The sequence below is a fragment of the Thermanaerothrix sp. genome, assembly GCF_056331585.1.
The window spans coordinates 11,748-28,653 of record NZ_JBWGPQ010000012.1; the positions used below are offsets into that span (position 1 = coordinate 11,748).

17 protein-coding genes are annotated in these 16,906 nt (G+C 54.0%); 11 read left to right on the forward strand and 6 right to left on the reverse strand.

Annotated features, from left to right (window positions below; translation table 11 throughout):
- On the forward strand, positions 1-505 hold a 505-nt coding region (locus AC01YT_RS06120), incomplete at its 5' end, for an aminotransferase class I/II-fold pyridoxal phosphate-dependent enzyme (RefSeq protein WP_476673668.1).
- Here AC01YT_RS06120 and AC01YT_RS06125 read toward each other — a convergent pair.
- Together AC01YT_RS06125 and AC01YT_RS06130 are read right to left on the reverse strand one after the other, a co-directional pair.
- On the reverse strand, positions 502-1,878 hold the full coding sequence (locus tag AC01YT_RS06125) for a vWA domain-containing protein (RefSeq protein WP_476673670.1): 1,377 nt from the start codon (positions 1,876-1,878) through the stop codon (positions 502-504). The two genes, AC01YT_RS06120 and AC01YT_RS06125, sit on opposite strands and share 4 nt — an antisense overlap.
- A 34-nt stretch (positions 1,879-1,912) precedes the next feature.
- Positions 1,913-2,875 carry an AAA family ATPase gene (locus AC01YT_RS06130; RefSeq protein WP_476673672.1) on the reverse strand — a complete coding sequence of 321 codons (963 nt, stop codon included), beginning with the start codon at positions 2,873-2,875 and terminating at the stop codon, positions 1,913-1,915.
- Between the two features lie 185 nt (positions 2,876-3,060).
- Between AC01YT_RS06130 and AC01YT_RS06135 the strand changes: the two genes are divergently transcribed.
- From AC01YT_RS06135 to mnhG, 9 genes are all read left to right on the forward strand, one after another.
- Complete coding sequence (locus AC01YT_RS06135; RefSeq protein ID WP_476673674.1) at positions 3,061-4,041, forward strand: N-acetylglucosamine kinase; 981 nt, start codon at positions 3,061-3,063, stop codon at positions 4,039-4,041.
- An 8-nt stretch (positions 4,042-4,049) separates the two neighbouring features.
- Complete coding sequence (locus AC01YT_RS06140; RefSeq protein WP_476673676.1) at positions 4,050-5,390, forward strand: 6-phospho-beta-glucosidase; 1,341 nt, start codon at positions 4,050-4,052, stop codon at positions 5,388-5,390.
- Between the two features lie 139 nt (positions 5,391-5,529).
- Entirely contained in the window at positions 5,530-7,887 is a 2,358-nt protein-coding gene (locus AC01YT_RS06145; RefSeq protein ID WP_476673678.1) for a putative monovalent cation/H+ antiporter subunit A, read from the forward strand.
- Positions 7,871-8,284 carry a Na+/H+ antiporter subunit B gene (locus AC01YT_RS06150; RefSeq protein ID WP_476673680.1) on the forward strand — a complete coding sequence of 138 codons (414 nt, stop codon included), beginning with the start codon at positions 7,871-7,873 and terminating at the stop codon, positions 8,282-8,284. The genes AC01YT_RS06145 and AC01YT_RS06150 overlap by 17 nt, the downstream gene beginning before the upstream one ends.
- A gap of 1 nt (position 8,285) precedes the next feature.
- Entirely contained in the window at positions 8,286-8,687 is a 402-nt protein-coding gene (locus AC01YT_RS06155; RefSeq protein WP_476673682.1) for a Na+/H+ antiporter subunit C, read from the forward strand.
- A complete protein-coding gene (locus AC01YT_RS06160) occupies positions 8,687-10,186 on the forward strand; it encodes a Na+/H+ antiporter subunit D (RefSeq protein ID WP_476673684.1) in 1,500 nt (499 codons plus the stop codon). The genes AC01YT_RS06155 and AC01YT_RS06160 overlap by 1 nt, the downstream gene beginning before the upstream one ends.
- Complete coding sequence (locus AC01YT_RS06165; RefSeq protein WP_476673686.1) at positions 10,183-10,662, forward strand: Na+/H+ antiporter subunit E; 480 nt, start codon at positions 10,183-10,185, stop codon at positions 10,660-10,662. The genes AC01YT_RS06160 and AC01YT_RS06165 overlap by 4 nt, the downstream gene beginning before the upstream one ends.
- On the forward strand, positions 10,659-10,922 hold the full coding sequence (locus AC01YT_RS06170) for a monovalent cation/H+ antiporter complex subunit F (protein WP_476673688.1): 264 nt from the start codon (positions 10,659-10,661) through the stop codon (positions 10,920-10,922). The genes AC01YT_RS06165 and AC01YT_RS06170 overlap by 4 nt, the downstream gene beginning before the upstream one ends.
- Entirely contained in the window at positions 10,922-11,338 is a 417-nt protein-coding gene (gene mnhG / locus AC01YT_RS06175) for a monovalent cation/H(+) antiporter subunit G (protein WP_476673690.1), read from the forward strand. The genes AC01YT_RS06170 and mnhG overlap by 1 nt, the downstream gene beginning before the upstream one ends.
- Before the next feature lie 14 nt (positions 11,339-11,352).
- On the opposite strand, the gene AC01YT_RS06180 is transcribed toward mnhG, so the two are convergent.
- Both AC01YT_RS06180 and AC01YT_RS06185 read right to left on the reverse strand, forming a co-directional pair.
- Entirely contained in the window at positions 11,353-13,239 is a 1,887-nt protein-coding gene (locus AC01YT_RS06180) for a S9 family peptidase (RefSeq protein ID WP_476673692.1), read from the reverse strand.
- 25 nt (positions 13,240-13,264) lie between these two features.
- Positions 13,265-13,597 carry a thioredoxin family protein gene (locus tag AC01YT_RS06185; RefSeq protein WP_476673694.1) on the reverse strand — a complete coding sequence of 111 codons (333 nt, stop codon included), beginning with the start codon at positions 13,595-13,597 and terminating at the stop codon, positions 13,265-13,267.
- A 154-nt stretch (positions 13,598-13,751) separates the two neighbouring features.
- Here AC01YT_RS06185 and AC01YT_RS06190 point away from each other — a divergent pair, with 154 nt between their 5' ends.
- On the forward strand, positions 13,752-14,705 hold the full coding sequence (locus tag AC01YT_RS06190) for a class II fructose-bisphosphate aldolase (protein WP_476673696.1): 954 nt from the start codon (positions 13,752-13,754) through the stop codon (positions 14,703-14,705).
- Between the two features lie 72 nt (positions 14,706-14,777).
- Here AC01YT_RS06190 and AC01YT_RS06195 read toward each other — a convergent pair whose 3' ends face one another.
- Both AC01YT_RS06195 and AC01YT_RS06200 read right to left on the reverse strand, forming a co-directional pair.
- On the reverse strand, positions 14,778-15,608 hold the full coding sequence (locus AC01YT_RS06195; RefSeq protein ID WP_476673698.1) for a phosphoenolpyruvate hydrolase family protein: 831 nt from the start codon (positions 15,606-15,608) through the stop codon (positions 14,778-14,780).
- Between the two features lie 29 nt (positions 15,609-15,637).
- Positions 15,638-16,858 (reverse strand): Tm-1-like ATP-binding domain-containing protein, encoded by a 1,221-nt coding sequence (locus AC01YT_RS06200; RefSeq protein ID WP_476673700.1) that lies wholly within the window; start codon positions 16,856-16,858, stop codon positions 15,638-15,640.
- Between the last annotated feature and the right edge of the window lie 48 nt (positions 16,859-16,906).

Consider the following 16,906-nt stretch of genomic DNA (forward strand, 5'->3'; position numbering starts at 1 on the left):
TAACCCCAATGCGGTGTCCCTTGGAGTCATGTCGAAAGCCTACGGATTGCCGGGGCTGCGCATTGGGTGGATCGCCACGCATCGCCCGGATGTGCTTCAGGCGATGGCTGTGGTCAAGGATTACCTTACCATTTGCAACAGTGCACCGGCTGAGATGCTGGCTGAGGTGGCTCTTAAACATCGGGAGGTTCTACTAGAACGCAATCGGGACATCCTACGCCAGAATCTGGAGCATTGGACGGAGTTCTTTCAGCGCCACAGCGAGCAGTTTGCCTGGGTACCGCCTCAGGCCGGCTCGGTGGCTTTTCCGCGTTTGTTAGAAGGGGATGTCGAAGAATTTTGCGATGCCCTAGTGATGAAGACCGGCGTGTTACTGGCGCCTGGTACCTTATTTGAGGATCGGGGCAATCACTTCCGCATCGGGTTGGGGCGGCGCTATGTGCCTGAAGCATTGGAATTACTGGAATCGTTTCTGCAAGTACCTAAATCCCTACCAACGCTTTAATGCGTGAGCATGTGATCCACGGCGGCGGTGAGTTGGTTCAGGTTGGCGACCTGAAAGACATGGGTGCAATAGGGTAAATAACGGGGCATGTCAGAGTCGCCGCTTCCCCATAGCCAGGGTGGTTCGGGATTCAGCCAAATTACCTTGCGCGCCCGGCGGGCAAAGCGTTCGAGTAAATCGGCGCGTGGGTCGTTGTAGTTATTGCGTCCATCGCCCACGAGGATCAGAGTTGTGCGTTGGTCTAAGGTATGTAGGTAGTGGTGATCGAATTCGGTCAGTGCAAACCCTAAATCGGTGTTGTAGTAACCGGGAGGCATGCGTTGGAGCACCTGGATGATCGCCTCTTCGGGGGGCAGACGCTCAAAATCGGGTGAGATGTATTCCAGATGATCAATGAAGGCAAATGCATGGGTATGGCCGATTTGGTCTTGGAGCGCGTAAAGCAGGCTGAGCATCAATTCGGAGCAAAAGCGCATGGAGGTGCTGATGTCGCAGATCACCACCAGTTTGGGCTTGAGGGCGTGGTCTTTATAACGCAGTTCAAGCGGAATAAGGCCGTACTTCAGGCTGGCGCGCAGGGTGGCTTTAGGGTCGAGTTGACCGTTCCGCGCACGCTTCATCCGTAGCGCCAGGCGAGTGCGCAGGGCGGTGGCTAAGCGTTGCACCTCGCGCCGCAGACGGTGCATTTCATCCGGGGTTAGGTGCTGTAAGGGGCGGTTGAGCAAACCGTCATTGGAAGGCTGGCGAGGGTTTTTGACCATGGCGTCGAGGATGCGTTCACCGGCATGCTGATGCAATTGGGCCTGCATGGCACGGAGGTTGGCCTGAAGGGCACGGCGGATTTGATCCACCTTGTGGCGGTTGAATCCCAACTCGCGTAAGCGCTGAAGCAGACCTTCCAGGGCTTCTTGTACTTCGTCAAAATGCAATGCGGCCTCGAATTGACGTGCCAACCAGTTGCGATAACGAGGATCTGTGGGGGGCTCGGCATTGAAAAGCATATCCAGTTGTTCTAATTCCTGGGGCGAAAGCGGCTGCCCGGCAAGCAGTTTTTGTATCATGTGTTGAAGATGTTGGGACAATTGGCGCAGGGCTTCGGCCAGCAGGCGCGCTTCCTGGGCTGTTAACGTACCGAGGACGTTTTGTAAGGGAGGCGGTTCTTGAGATTGAAAGAAAAGCGGAAAGAGTCGCTCAAAGACGGGGATATCGCGCGCCTCTTTGATCAAAGTGGCCCGGAGGCTAAGGCGAAACCGTTCGCGGTCTTGAACGCCTAACTGCTCTACGGCCTGGAAAGCATCGGTACTTTCGGCCAGGCTAATGCGTACCCCACTGGCACGTAGGGCGGCAATAAATTGAACCATTCGCCGTTCCATAGGGCTATCCTCAACAACGATTGAGCCCAATCCATCAATTCTGCCACCGCGGGCGCGGCGCAGGTGGACGTGGAGGACGGGGTTCTTCATCATCGGGGTGCACGAACGCACGGCGCGCCCGTTGTAAATCAGCCTCGTGCTTGAGCAAGACGCTCAATGTTGTTTCGAGCGTCTTTTCGTCCAGTGCAGAGGCATTCAAAGAAACCAGGGCTTTTGCCCAATCGAGGGTTTCGCTGATGCTGGGTGCCTTACGTAAATCCATGTTGCGCAACCGTTGCACCAATTCCACGGCTTGACGGGCGAGTTTAGGACTTAGTTCCGGCACCTTGAGGCGTACCACAGCCAATTCCTGATCCAACGTTGGGTAGCCTATAAACAGGTAGAGGCAGCGGCGCTTGAGGGCTTCGCTCAATTCACGGGTATTATTGCTGGTGAGCACCACCAAAGGGTGGTGCTTGGCAGTGAGGGTACCAATTTCAGGAATGCTGATCTGGAAGTCGCTTAAAATTTCGAGCAAGAAGGCTTCAAATTCGGCATCGGCACGGTCAATTTCGTCAATCAGTAGCACGGTCGGGGTATCGGCCAGAATGGCCTTGAGCAGGGGGCGTGGAAGTAAAAACCGTAGGGAGAAGAAAACATCTTCCTCCTGGGCCAGGCGGTCGGCGGCTTCACGTAAAGTCTCGCTAGTGGAAAGAAGGTCTTGTAGTTTATCTCGTAACAACTGGGTATAAAGCATTTGCTTGGCGTATTCCCATTCGTAGAGAGCTTTGGTTTCGTCTAAGCCCTCGTAGCACTGCAAGCGGATCAAAGGATAACCGGTTGCCCCGGCCAAGGCTTTTGCCAGTTCAGTCTTGCCCACACCAGCAGGGCCTTCGGTAAGCACGGGTTTGCCCAGGGCGTGGCTGAGGTAAAGCACGGTCGCAATTTCATCGCTGGCGATATAATTCTGCGCTCGTAAAGCGGCTTTCAAACTGTGGGGAGAATCAAAGGGTGACATGGCCATTACCTGTAAGATTGTGACACTTAAAACCCGGGGAGGCTGTGAATGGGGCGGTAATTATTTACTAGTTAAATCCATTATATCCCAATTTGTTAGGGGTTGCATCGTGTGTCCTATGTGTGGGCGTTCAGGATGGGGGGATTGAAGAAGATTTGTTAAAATTGAAAAAAGGTCAGACTTAAATGATGGATTATTTTTTGGGCGTAGATGTTGGATCAAGTAAGACCCAGGTGATGGTGACCACGGCGGATGGGCAAGTGTTGGGGCTGGGTCAGGCAGGGGGTGGTAACCCGGATGTGGTCGGAATAGCGGCTTTTCAGCAGGTCGTTGCCCAGGCTACGCAGCAAGCACTAGCGGTGGCTGGTCTTTCGCCGCCTGATTTGCGGGCGGCAGGGGTGGGCATTTCGGGGTTTGATTGGCCTTCTCAACGCATAGGTCTTCTGAAGGCGCTTTATCCTGTGTTGGGTCCCGATTTGCCTCTCGATATTGTGAATGACGCCGTACTGGGATTACTTATCAGTCCTCGTGGCTGGGGGATCTCCTTAGTTTCCGGTACTGGGTGTAATTGCTGGGGACGTAACCCTCAAGGGGACTATGCCCACATGACGGGTTATGGGGATTTAATGGGGGAATATGCCGGCGCCACGGAATTGGTGGCGCGGGCAATCCATTTTGTAGCGTATCAATGGACCGGACGCGGGCAGCCCACGGGGCTAACTCCCTTGTTTATCCAAAAAACCGGGGCAAAGGACCTGGGGGACTTAATTGAAGGTCTTTGTCGTGGGTACTATCATTTGAGTGCAGAGGCTGCCCCGCTGGTCTTTGAATGTGCCCGAGAGGGCGATCAGGTTGCCTTGGCGTTATTAGACTGGGCTGGCCGTGAATTGGGAGCCATGGTGGTTAGCGTGGCACGGCGACTGAACATGACTCACTTAGCTCCAGATATCATTTTGATCGGAAGCATGTTTAAGAATCAACCGGCATTGGCCGATTTCGTGAGGCCGGTTGTGCTGGAGGCAGTACCAAAGGCTCGTCTACTCCTGTTACCCACTTTGCCGGTGGTGGGGGCTGTTGTGCTGGCGATGGAAGTGGTTCGAATGCCTCGGAACCGTATCCAGCAAGCGTTGGAAAACCTGCAACAGACTGTGATGTCTTTTCAGTGAGGTGGGATATGAAGATTGCCGTCATTGGTGGTGGTTCGACCTATACGCCGGAATTGGTCAAGGGATTTCTGGAGCGGACAGCGCAATTGCCGCTGCGCGAATTATGGCTCATGGATGTGGATCAGCATCGTCTGGCAATTGTGGGCGGGTTCGTTCAACGCATGGTGGAAGCCCATGGACGCCCGTTTCGGGTTGTCCTGACGACCGACCGGCGTGAAGCGCTGGCGGGTGCAGCTTATGTATGCACTCAATTCCGAGTCGGACAGATGGAAGCGCGACGGCAGGACGAATATCTGGCACGACGGCATGGGTTAATTGGGCAAGAAACCACTGGGGTTGGGGGGCTGGCAAAAGCCCTTCGCACCATCCCGGTTATTTTGGACATTGCGCGCGAGATGAAAGCCGTGGCCCCAGATGCTTGGCTGATCAACTTCACTAATCCAGCTGGGTTGATTGTGGAAGCCCTCAACCGGTACGTACCCGAAGTGAGGGCGGTGGGGGTTTGCAATGTCCCCTATACAGCTAAAATGCAATTCCTGGCACTGTTGAAGGAAAGCATGGGGAGAGAGATTGCTCCCGAGCAGGCGGAATTGAAGACATTAGGGCTAAACCATCTAACGTGGCATTATGGGCTAACCATAGAAGGGGAGGATTTCTGGCGTTACGTGTTGAGGGCGTTCATTCAGAAAGCCAGGGGGCAGGAACACCCGGAGTGGGAGCCGCGTTACCTGGAAAGCACACATATGATCCCTAACTATTATCTGCATTACTACTATCACACCGACGAAAAACTGCACGAACAAGTACACTGGCCACCCTCGCGCGCTGAGCAGGTGATGCAAATTGAGACTCAATTGCTTAAGCAATATGCAGATCCTACGCTGGTAGATTTACCACCTGACTTGATGCGGCGAGGGGGAGCCTACTATTCCACCGTTGCCACTCAGTTAATTTCGGCCCATTACAACAACCTGGGCGAAGTCCACGTGGTCAACGTGCCCCATCGCGGTGCGGTTAAGGGATGGGATGCGCAATGGGTGTTGGAATTACCGGCGCGCGTTTCACGCCAGGGGATTGAACCTTTGCCAGCACAGCCTTTGCCGCTATTTGCCTTTGGTTTGGTGACAACGGTCAAGGCCTATGAAATACTCACCGTGCGTGCAGCGGCAGAAGGGGATGTTGAGGCGGCTTACCAAGCGTTGATTACCCATCCCCTGGGGCCGCGCTTGAACCGGGCTGAAGCCGTGCTTGAGGACATTTTGGCGACGAGTTGGCCTTTCCTGCCCCAGTTTCACGGCAAGGTAACACCACCCAAACATGTGTCGGTTACCCCGGATGGCGATCAATAGGGCCGCGTTCTTCGTTTTCTGATTTGGTAAGGCACTTATCCAAAAGAAACCGACCAACTACCTTGACAAGCCGGGTATCCTCCTGTAATTTTATGCCACTTGTTGCGTGTAGAAAAAAAAGAACAGGAAAGGAGGGAGGATGCTGGTTATTGTCCTATCTGGATTTTTCTTTGCGGCGTTAATTCCAGTGTTATACTGTCGTTTTCAAGCCCATAGTGGGTGGCTTATTGCTCTGTTACCGCTGGGATGGTTGGGTTATTTCTTGACCCAAGCACCAACCATCTTGATCCAGGGGCAGGTGATTGAGGAGCGATACGCTTGGGTACCCTCTCTGGGGGTTGATCTGGCGTTTCGCCTGGATGGGCTAGCGCTTTTATTTGCCCTTTTAGTCACCGGAATCGGTGCGTTGGTCATTATCTACGCAGGTGGTTATCTGGCTGGGCATCCTTACCAGGGACGTTTTTTCATCATTATCACCCTGTTCATGGTCTCTATGTTGGGGATTGTGCTCAGTGACCATTTGGTTCTTCTTTTTGTCTTCTGGGAGTTGACCAGCATCACGTCCTTCCTCTTAATTGGCTTTGATCATCAGCGCTACACCTCGCGCGCGGCAGCTTGGCAAGCCTTATTAGTTACCGCCGGAGGTGGTCTGGCCCTCTTGGCCGGATTGGTGCTCTTAAGCCAGATGGTTGGTAGTGGAATGATAAGCGTCATCAATCAAAATGGCGCAGTCGTCCGTTCCAGCCCACTCTATACCAGTGCTTTGCTTCTGATATTGATCGGGGCGTTCACCAAATCGGCTCATTTCCCCTTTCATTTTTGGCTCCCCAATGCGATGACGGCACCAACCCCGGTGAGCGCGTATCTGCATTCGGCCACCATGGTCAAGGCGGGGATATTTTTACTGGCACGTCTCACCCCGGTTCTAGCCGGAACACCGCTCTGGTCAACCCTGGTGAGCGGTGTGGGCTTTGTAACGATGTTGACAGGCGCATTATTAGCCATAGGCCAACGTGATCTCAAGCGTTTGCTGGCTTACACGACCGTTGGCGCACTGGGGACAATGACCTTACTACTGGGGTTAAACACCGATTTAGCGGTCAAGGGGGCGACACTTTATATCCTGGCGCATGCATTCTATAAAGGGGCGTTATTTCTGGTGGCAGGTGCGGTGGATCACAGTGCTGGCACCCGTGATGTTGAACGCCTGGGTGGCTTGGCGCCCGTTCTGCCATGGGTAACGCTGGCAGCAGCACTGGCCGGAATTTCCATGGCTGGGTTACCGCCGGCATTGGGGTTTTTGGCCAAAGAGGTTTTCTATGAAGCCCTGGCGGAAGGCACTTGGCTCTCTGCGTTGCCTTTGGGCGGGGCGATCCTGGCCGGGGCGTTGACTTTTGTGGTGGCGGGGCTGATCGCGGTGGGGCCGTTTTGGAAACGTCAACGTGATCTCCCTCATGAGCCACATATGGTTTCACTTGCGTTCTGGCTGGGACCGCTGGTGTTGAGTACTTTGGGACTCCTGGGCGGTCTATTTCCGAATCTTTTTGTCACCCCGTTGGTTCAGGGCGCGGCTCAGAGCGTTCTCCAACACTCACTGAAGGTCAAATTGGTGCTCTGGCATGGATTAACGCCGGTGTTTGGACTGAGTCTACTTACTATGCTTCTTGGAGGGTTGGGTTGGGCAGGTTATCGCTGGCTCTGGCAGGGTGGGTGGCTTTGGCAGGTTCTCGCTCCTTTTGGGCCAGCACGGATATATGAGTATCTCTTTCACGGCCTGCGTCGCTTTGCGGCCTGGCAGACGCGCTTGATTCAGAACGGCTATCTGCGACTCTATGTGATGACGGTTATCCTAACCACCGTAGGGCTTACCGGTTTTACGTTATTCAGCCGGTTGACCTGGTTGGGTGTTGGAGGGTGGGGAGAAATCCGCTTTTATGAAGGGGCCATTGTGGCATTAATGATCGCTGCGGCTGTGATCATCCCCCGTTTACGTTCCCGCTTGGCTACGGTAGCCACCATGGGGGTGATTGGATATGGATTGGTGGCGGTTTATCTGATTTATTCCGCCCCTGACCTGGCGATGGTGCAGTTTGCCATCGAGACGCTGGTGGTCATCCTTTTTGTACTGGTGGTTTACCGTTTGCCCAAATTTACTCGTTTGGCCCCTTCTCCAACCCGTTTCCTAGACTTATTGGTGGCAATCGGGGGTGGGTTCTTAATGACCGCCATTGTCTTGATTGTGACCGCGCGTCCCCTGGTGCCCCATATTTCCGATTATTTTGCTCAAAACAGCCTGCCTCTAGCCAACGGCCGAAACGTGGTCAATGTAATTCTGGTGGATTTTCGCGGCTTAGATACGTTGGGCGAGATTACCGTGCTTGCCCTGGCTGGAATTGGGGTCTATGCCCTGGTGCGTTTGACGTTGGGGCATTTGGCGGTTCATTTTGAGGGGTTAAGCGAGGAAGAGGAAGAGGTAGCACATGAAAGGACGCTCTGAGATTTTATCCGTTGCCACGCGTTATTTAATGCCCTTGCTCATTGTATTCTCGGTTTTCCTACTCTTGCGCGGACACAATGAGATTGGAGGCGGTTTTGTTGGTGGCCTGGTGGCAGCCGTGGCGATTGTGCTCTATATGATTGCGGAGGGGGTGGCCGCTGCCCGTGAATTGCTCCGCGTTGAGCCGCGGGTGTTGATCGCCGCAGGGTTATTGGTTGCCTTGAGCAGTGCTATGGTGGCTTGGTTGGCGGGGCAACCGTTCATGACCGGACTGTGGTGGAAGCAAGCACTGCCGGTAGTTGGCAAGGTGGGCACACCGTTGATCTTCGATATCGGAGTTTATCTGACGGTGATGGGAACTACGCTGCTGATTTTATTTACCCTGGCGGAGGATTGAGATGATACCAGCCCTAGCCTTGTTGGTGGGAGTGCTATTTACCATTTCGCTCTATCTAATGATGCGACGCAATTTGGTCAAGGTGTTGATCGGGCTGATTATTCTCAGCAATGCCATCAATTTGCTGATATTTACTCTGGGGCGCTTGGTGCGTGGGCGCCCGCCGCTCATCCCAATGGGAGCAACAGCATTACAACCCCCATATGCAGATCCTTTGCCCCAAGCCTTGATCCTGACGGCAATCGTGATCAGTTTTGGCGTTACGGCATTTGCCATTACCTTAATGCGCCAGGTCTATCAGACCTTGGGCACCAGTGATCTAAACCAGTTACGGGATACGGACATTCAACCCCGTTATCACCCCGATCATTATCATGAAGACAACGAGGTGGAGGAACATTGATGGCAGATTACTTAGTGCTTTCGCCCCTCATTTTACCGCTGTTCCTTGCTATCCTGACCTTGCTCGCCTGGCATAAACTGGTTTGGCAGCGGGTTGTCGCAGTCTCTGGAAGTGCTTTACTCTTGGGATGTGGTTTGGCGCTGCTTGGACTGGTGGAGCGAGAGGGAATTCGGGTTGTGCAGGTCGGGAACTGGCCACCCCCTTATGGTATCTCGCTGGTGGTGGATCGTCTCAGTGCGCTGATGGTGACTGTAGCGAGCGGTCTGGCTCTGCTAATTGCCATTTTCTCGCTTGGTAGCATGGATGAAGCACGACTGCGCTTTGGATTTTACCCCTTATTTTTTGTCCTTCTTATGGGGGTGTGCGGGGCGTTCATTACTGGCGATATCTTCAACCTCTATGTGTGGTTCGAGGTCATGCTCATGGCCTCGTTTGTGCTGATTGCGTTGGGAGGCGAGCGGGCGCAACTGGAAGGGGCGCTGAAATATGTGATCTTGAATCTTCTCTCTTCGGCATTGTTTCTCACTGCGACCGCGGTGCTGTACAGTCTCACCGGCACGCTGAACATGGCGGATCTTTCCATCCGTCTGCGCACTACCATTGCGCCGGATCTGGTGACCACCGTTGCGGTTATGTATATGGTGGCTTTCAGCATCAAAGCCGCGGTCTTTCCCCTCTTTTTCTGGTTACCGGCGTCTTACCATACGCCACCGGTAACGGTAACGGCCTTGTTCTCAGGATTGTTGACCAAGGTAGGGGTGTACGCGTTAGTGCGTGTATTCACGTTGCTCTTCCTGGCCGATGTCGCGTTTACACATACACTGCTACTGGTGTTAGGGGGCTTGACCATGGTAACTGGCGTGTTGGGGGCTGCCGCGCAATATGATATCCGTCGCCTTCTTTCCTTTCACATTATCAGTCAGATTGGATATCTCTTGATGGGATTAGGGCTTTTCAGCCAATCCTCATTAGCGGCTACCCTGTACTTTATGGTGCATGTAATTATGGCTAAAGCCGTGTTGTTTCTGATCGCTGAGGTGATGTATCGCCTAGGGGGGACGTTTGACTTGCGCCGCTTAGGTGGGTTATACCGAACATATCCCTGGTTGGCACTGGGGTTTCTCATGCCAGCCCTCTCGCTGGCCGGCATCCCGCCGCTCTCGGGCTTTTTCGGCAAATTGGCCTTGGTCCAAGCAGGTTTGGCTCAGGGACAAGGGGTGATTGTGGGCGTTTCACTGGGTGTGAGCCTGCTCACGCTGTTCTCCATGACTAAGATTTGGCAGGAAGCCTTTTGGAAGCCCGCCGAGAGTGTGTTGAGGCCCCTTTCCGGGTCGTGGGGACAGCGTTTCGCACTGATAGCGCCAATTGTGGTGATGGGGCTGATTACCATTGTGCTGGGCCTTTGGGCAGAGCCCCTGTATGCGTTTGCGCTGCGCGCCGCAGTGCAGTTACTGGATCCAGGTACCTATGTCGCCGCCGTAATGGGAGGTATACCGTGAATTTGCTCTTGCTCAACGTCCTGCTGGCACTAGCTTGGGCGGCCTTGATGGGACAGTTTGATGTGTCCACGTTGGTTTTTGGTTTCATTTTGGGTTACTTTGCCCTCTGGTTAACGGCGCGCCAAATCGGACCAAATTATTTCCGCAAGATGCCACTGGCTCTCTTGTTTCTGGGATTTTACTTGCGGGAATTGGTGTTGGCGAACTTGCGTGTGGCGCGGATCGTGCTTTCACGCGATCCCAAAAAGCATTTACGTCCCGCTATTGTGGCTGTGCCATTGTCATTACGCAATCGCTCAGCCGCAGTCTTTTTGGCCAATATGCTTACCTTGACTCCGGGAACACTTTCGGTGGATATTTCGAACGATTTAAGGACCCTCTTCTTACATACGCTGTTCCTTGAAAGCCCCGATGTAATTCGCCGCGAAGTTAAAGAAGGTTACGAGCGTCGTATCAAGGAGTTGTTTGAGACATGAGCCTTACCCTGGTTGCAATACTTATCCTTTCAGTTTTAACTGGGGGGATGATTCTGACGTTCATTCGCCTATTCCGCGGTCCTAGCCTTCCAGATCGGATTGTGGCTTTGGATTTGATGGTAACTCTGTTGATCGGGATTATTGCCACGTATGCCATCTTGAACGATCAGGCTGCCTTTTTGGATGTGGCCATCATCCTGGCTTTGGTCTCGTTCTTGGGGACGGTAGCCTTTGCGTACTACATTGAGCGGAGGGTGTGATGGTGCGCGAAATTTTAGTGGATGTACTTATGATCGGAGGGGCAGCGTTCATGTTCTTGGCCAGTTTAGGCGTATTGCGTATGCCGGATTTGTATACCCGCATGTCCGCCACATCCAAAGCGGCGACCCTGGGCAGCGGTCTAGTGATGCTGGCGGCGGCGGTTTATTTCAACGAGTTTAGCATTGCGGTGCGGGTTCTGGCTATCATTATGTTTCTATTGCTCACCGTGCCCGTGGCTGCCCATATGATTGGTCGGGCGGCCTATTTTGACGGTGTGCCGTTGTGGGAAGGCACCATACTGGATGAGTTGCGCGGACATTACAGCCGCGTAGATCACCGTCTGGATAGCGAGGTTGTTCCACCGGTGGAGGCAGTGATCCCAGAAGGCGAAGAGGGCGACGATTTTACTGCTTGACCTCTGGCTCGAGGTCAGACGCCGAAGAGAACGTGTTCTTTAAGAAATGCCTCAACCGTTTGGAGATAATCCGTCAGCGTTTCGGCTTTTCGAAAGCCGTGTCCCTCTCCAGGGTAAAGGCGGTAAACACAGGGAATACCCCGCCGTCGTAGAGCCTCAACAATAGTTTCAGACTGATTGGGAGGTACCATCCGGTCCTCGGCCCCTTGAAATACAGCCAAGGGGCGCTGGATTTGGTTGGCATAATAAATGGGGGAACGCTCACGATAGATTTGAGCGGCTTGAGGCAGGGGGCCTACTAAGGTATCGGTGTAGTGGGATTCAAACTTGTGCGTTTCCATAGCCAAGGTAAATAGATTGCTGACCCCGTAGAGGCAAAGACCGGCACGGTAGCGTTCGGGGTAACGCGCAAGCGCGTTCAGCACAGTGTAACCGCCGGCACTGCCGCCACGGATAACCAGTCGTTTTCCATCCGCCAGGCCTTGTTCTTCCAAAAGGTTGGCTAACGCGACGGCATCTTCGACGTCGCTTACCCCCCAACGGCCGCGAAGTGCGTCCTGGTACGTACGTCCATACCCGCTGCTGCCACGGTAATTAAGTTCTACCCAAGCGTAGCCGCGGGAGGTGAAGTAAGCAATTTCTGGGTTGTAGCGCACATAAGCCACCGAGGTAGGGCCGCCGTGGACATTGACAATGGCGGGAGGCAACCCTTCACCCCGCACATGTGGATGGGTGGGCGGGTAATACCAGGCATGGACGATTAGACCGTCTTCCGCTTGCCAGGATAGGTGCTGAGGGCGGGGAAGGTACTCCGGCAGGAGGTGTTCACTGTCGCTGTGAGCGACGATATGCCAGCGCTCGCCATCCCAGCGCAGGATGCGGTCGGGAATATCGGGGGCGGAAGCTAACACGGCCAATTCATCGTGCTGCGGAGAGACAGCCAATTGGGCTAGCCAGGTATAAGGGGCAGTATCTATGGGGTGGGATTGTCCCTGGTCAGTGTCTACCCACCAGAGGGTTGCCTGACCCCCGTAATGGCGCAGATAATAGAGGCGTTGCCCATTAGGACTCCATCCCACCGAGCGCATCCCTTGCACCCAAGCGGGATAACGCAGAAGAACGCCATCCCCTTCAACCAAGATGCGGCGCTGGCGTGTTTGTAGATCGAGCAGGATTAACTGATCCCAGTCACCGTGATTAACAATGTAAGTCAAGAAGCGTCCATCCGGCGAAAACAGTGGATGGGTAACCGTAAGACTGCCATCGCCGGCCAGGGGTTCCTCACTGATTAGGTGCGGGGGAGTGCCTTCAAGGGTGCCGATTTTCAGCCAGGTCGCTTCCCAGGGCATGTTGGGGTGATACCATTCGATCCAGGCCAGCATCTGCCCGCTAGGATGCCAGGCGGGTTGCATGTAGAAATCCGCTCCTTGAACCAGTTTCATCGGCCACAAATGGCCTTCTCGATCTACTAACGCCAGCAGGTCAGTCTGATGATCCGTCCATACGTAGACCACCCATTGCCCATCTGGAGAAATCACAGGTGACGCCGCAAAACCGAACGCGGGTGTGAGGGGCTGAGGTGCTTGGTGATGTAACCCACAGTGATAAAGGCGCCCCTGTTTCTCGGCGAAGATGATTTGATCCTTCCAAACGGTAAACTCGCCGCCCCCATAGCCCACACCGCCACGTACCCATTGTTCTATGGTTAGGTCACGGGGTGCACCACCGATGGGGGCTGAGACCAGCACGCCTTGGCCATTGGGACGGCCTTCTAACCAGATAAGGTGTTGACCATCACCGCTCCATTGCACATCATCAAAGCGCAAACGATAGGCCAGGAAGGCGCTGTTGATGGGGCTGGGCCACAGGCCAAACGGTAGGGTAGAGGAAGGAGCGCTCATGATGCCTTAACCGAAAGAGGGTGCTTTAGAGATCAAAATGAGGCGAGAAGATTTCTACTAATCTAGGGTAAGGCTGGTAACCGTTAATGCGCCCGCGGGGCTCGCCGTTTTGAAATAGAATGACCGTGGGCACACTAAGGATCTGATAGCGAAATGCCAGGTTGGGATTTTCGTCCACGTCAACCTTATAGCACTGGACGCGGTTACCGAGCATTTCGGCCAGTTTATGCAGTTCTGGTTCTAAGCGGCGGCAAGGGCCGCACCAAACAGCACTGAATTCAACCAGGACGGGGAGAGGTGAGGATAAGACTTTTGTTTCGAAGTCATTTTCGTGGATAAGAGGAAAGGAGTCGTTCATTCTAATATTTGCTCCACACGAATTAGGAATAACGTCTTCAAGTATAGCCGATTCTCCTCACCCTGGGCAGGATTTGTGGATATAATATGAGCAATTCCTTGTCAATACAACCTGTTTGGCTCATATAAAACCTATTCAGGAAGGAGAAAAAGGCATGATCGTCACCACCAAGAAATTATTTGAAGCCGCTTATGGCAAGTATGCAATTGGGGCTTATAACATCAATAACCTGGAACAAGCGATGGGGTTGTTCCGCGGTAACATTGAAAGCCAAGCACCGTTTATCATCCAAATTAGTAAGGGAGCACGGTCTTATACCCATAAGTCTATGCTCGAGGCCATTATTCGTGCTGCAGATGCCCTCTTCCCCGAAGCCATTTTTGCAGTGCATCTGGATCACGGCGATGAAGAAACCTGCTATGACGCGATCAACAGTGGATTTTATTCCTCAGTGATGATAGACGCCAGCCACGAGGACTTTGAGACCAATGTGGCCATTACTCGACGTGTGGTCGAGGCCGCTCATGCCAAGGGCGTGGTGGTAGAGGCAGAATTGGGGCAGTTGGGAGGGGTTGAGGAACATGTAGCGGTGGATGAGGCCGGGGCGAAATTAACCGATCCCGATAAGGCCAAAGAATTTGTTGAACGGACCGGGTGTGACTCGCTGGCGGTAGCGATTGGCACCAGCCACGGGGCGTATAAGTTCTCCGGGGCACAGACTCTGCGCTTTGATGTCCTGGCCGAGATTCAGAAGCGCTTACCCGGCTTCCCCTTGGTGTTACATGGTGCGAGTTCAATTCCTCAGGAGGAGGTTGAGCGGATTAACGCAGCGGGTGGAAACCTCAAAGGCGCCAAGGGGGTGGATGAGAACCTTTTCAAGCGCGCGGCGGAATTAGGGGTGACTAAAGTCAATATTGATACCGATGGGCGCTTAGTGTGGGTCCGCGTGCATCGCGAATACCTGAAAGAGCACCCCGAAGTAGTAGATTTTCGTCCCATCGGTAAGATTTTCATGGCCGAGTATGCTAAGATGATTGCTCACAAGAACGAAAAACTAGGCAGTGCCGGCAAGTTGCCGGAAATTCGCAAACTGTTAGGTTTGGCATAGCCCGGAGTTAACGACGAATGAGAGACTCCATGGCAGGCTAATCAGCCATGGAGTCTCTCAATATAGGGGGTGTTACGCTAGGGTTAAGGACTTGAACGCTTCAACTTGAGACCGAATAGCACGCTCAACCGGCAGGCGTTCGATGCTGGACGCACCGAAAAAGCCTACCACACCGGGCATGCGTTTCAGAGCTATACCCACGTTATCCGGTTCGTCAAATGGGCCACCGTGGCAGATCACCATAATGTCCTTGCGTACTTTGCGCCCGGCCTCGGCCATGCGCATTGTCCGATCAATGGCCTCATCCAGGCTTAGAGCCACTCCGGCGCCAATGCTCCCTGAGGTGGTTAAGCCAACATGTGCCACTAAGATGTCGGCCCCGACCTCAGCCATGGCCTTGGCTTGATCTTCATCAAAGACGTAAGGCGAGGTGAAGAGGTCCATCTCGTGGGCCAGTTTGATCATGGCGATTTCTTTATCATAGCCCATGCCGGTGGCTTCCAGGTTGGCGCGGAAGTTGCCGTCAATCAGCCCCACGGTGGGGAAATTCTGCACGCCCGAAAAGCCGATCTCCTTCAGTTGCTTGAGGAAGACCGGCATCAGGCGGAACGGATCGGTACCGCAGACACCGGCCAGCACCGGGGTATTCTTGACCACTGGGAGCACCTCCGAAGCCATCTCGACCACAATGGCGTTGGCGTCACCGTAGGGCATCAACCCGGCCAATGAACCGCGCCCAGCCATGCGGTAGCGCCCGGAGTTGTAGATGATGATCAGGTCGGCCCCACCGGCCTCAGCAAACTTGGCTGATATTCCGGTGCCGGCGCCACAGCCCACTATAGGGCGTCCGGCTTTTACCTGGGCCTCTAAACGGTTTAGGATTTCTTGACGTGTGAAAGCCATCCTAACATCCCTCCCTTCACCTTAGTGATTTATTGAGATTGTTTGCGCAGCATCTCAAGCAAGGTTTCGGCGACCTTGCCGGAGAATTCAGGGTCGTTAATGTTGTAGTCCAACTCAATATAAGGAATATCGGGGCGTAAATTGCGCTTGATGGCATCGAAGCAGGCACGATCAGCCTCGGGATCCCAGAAGGCGCCACCGGGGCTATCCAACATCGAGACACCCTTGAGTGGGATCAAAACTGCCACTGGACCCTTGGATTCATTGGCGGCACGGGCTATCATCTCCCCAATTTTGATGTTTTCTTCCACATTGGTGCGGAGCAAGGTGACGTTGGGATTCCATTGGTAGAGTTTGCGGTTGCGATACTTCTCAGGGACGGTGTCCATTCCCCAAAAGTTGGCCATATCCACGCAGCCGGGCACCAACACGGTCGGGATACCCGCGCGTGCCGCTGCCAGACAGCGTTCCGGCCCGGCGCTGAGGACGCCACCGCAGACTTCATCGGCCAATTCGGTGGTGGTAATATCCAGGGAGCCCACGGCGTAGCCATCCGTGATCAGGGATTCCATCACCCGCCCACCGGTACCAGTGGCGTGGAAGACCAGCACTTCATACCCTTCGGCTTCGAGGATGCCTTTGGCATGATTGACAGCTGGGGTGGTATTTCCAAACATTGAGGCCACAATGATGGGCTTTGCTTCGGCTGCGGATGGGCGTTCCATCTTAACCATCCCGGCGATGGCACCGGCAGCGTTAGCATAAATGACGCGGCTGATGCGATTGAGTCCGGCCACATCTACAATGGATGGCATAAAGGTGATGTCTTTGGTACCGGCGTAGGCTGAAACATCCCCACCACCAACGGTAGAAACCATCACCTTGGGCACGCCGATGGGCAAGGCGCGCATGGCGGTTGTCGCAATGGAGGTGCCGCCGCTACCCCCCATGCTGATGATGCCATCCAATTTCCCTTCGTCGTACAGGCGGCGCACCACGACGGCCAGACCCTCGGCCATGACGCGCATGGCTTCGTCCTTGTGTTCACCAGTGGCAAGATAAGCAATATCTCCACCGCCGGCTTGGGCCACCTCCGCACGGGTAATATCGGGCGGAAAGGCAGGTTCACCCATGACACCAAAGTCTATGACCAGGGTTTTCACCCCCTCCCGTTCAATCAGTTCTTTGAGATAGGAAAAATCTGCGCCTTTGGTGTCTAAAGCACCCGCAATCACTACGGTCTTAGTCATAGAGTACCTCCTTCTGCTGAGTGGTTTTAGAAGATGGAATTGCTAGGT

Coding starts and splice junctions, on each gene's coding strand:
- AC01YT_RS06125 (WP_476673670.1), bottom strand. CDS start 1,878: ATGGAACGGCGAATGGTTCAATTTATTGCCGCCCTACGTGCCAGTGGG.
- AC01YT_RS06130 (WP_476673672.1), bottom strand. CDS start 2,875: ATGTCACCCTTTGATTCTCCCCACAGTTTGAAAGCCGCTTTACGAGCG.
- AC01YT_RS06135 (WP_476673674.1), top strand. CDS start 3,061: ATGATGGATTATTTTTTGGGCGTAGATGTTGGATCAAGTAAGACCCAG.
- AC01YT_RS06140 (WP_476673676.1), top strand. CDS start 4,050: ATGAAGATTGCCGTCATTGGTGGTGGTTCGACCTATACGCCGGAATTG.
- AC01YT_RS06145 (WP_476673678.1), top strand. CDS start 5,530: ATGCTGGTTATTGTCCTATCTGGATTTTTCTTTGCGGCGTTAATTCCA.
- AC01YT_RS06150 (WP_476673680.1), top strand. CDS start 7,871: ATGAAAGGACGCTCTGAGATTTTATCCGTTGCCACGCGTTATTTAATG.
- AC01YT_RS06155 (WP_476673682.1), top strand. CDS start 8,286: ATGATACCAGCCCTAGCCTTGTTGGTGGGAGTGCTATTTACCATTTCG.
- AC01YT_RS06160 (WP_476673684.1), top strand. CDS start 8,687: ATGGCAGATTACTTAGTGCTTTCGCCCCTCATTTTACCGCTGTTCCTT.
- AC01YT_RS06170 (WP_476673688.1), top strand. CDS start 10,659: ATGAGCCTTACCCTGGTTGCAATACTTATCCTTTCAGTTTTAACTGGG.
- mnhG (WP_476673690.1), top strand. CDS start 10,922: ATGGTGCGCGAAATTTTAGTGGATGTACTTATGATCGGAGGGGCAGCG.
- AC01YT_RS06180 (WP_476673692.1), bottom strand. CDS start 13,239: ATGAGCGCTCCTTCCTCTACCCTACCGTTTGGCCTGTGGCCCAGCCCC.
- AC01YT_RS06185 (WP_476673694.1), bottom strand. CDS start 13,597: ATGAACGACTCCTTTCCTCTTATCCACGAAAATGACTTCGAAACAAAA.
- AC01YT_RS06190 (WP_476673696.1), top strand. CDS start 13,752: ATGATCGTCACCACCAAGAAATTATTTGAAGCCGCTTATGGCAAGTAT.
- AC01YT_RS06195 (WP_476673698.1), bottom strand. CDS start 15,608: ATGGCTTTCACACGTCAAGAAATCCTAAACCGTTTAGAGGCCCAGGTA.
- AC01YT_RS06200 (WP_476673700.1), bottom strand. CDS start 16,858: ATGACTAAGACCGTAGTGATTGCGGGTGCTTTAGACACCAAAGGCGCA.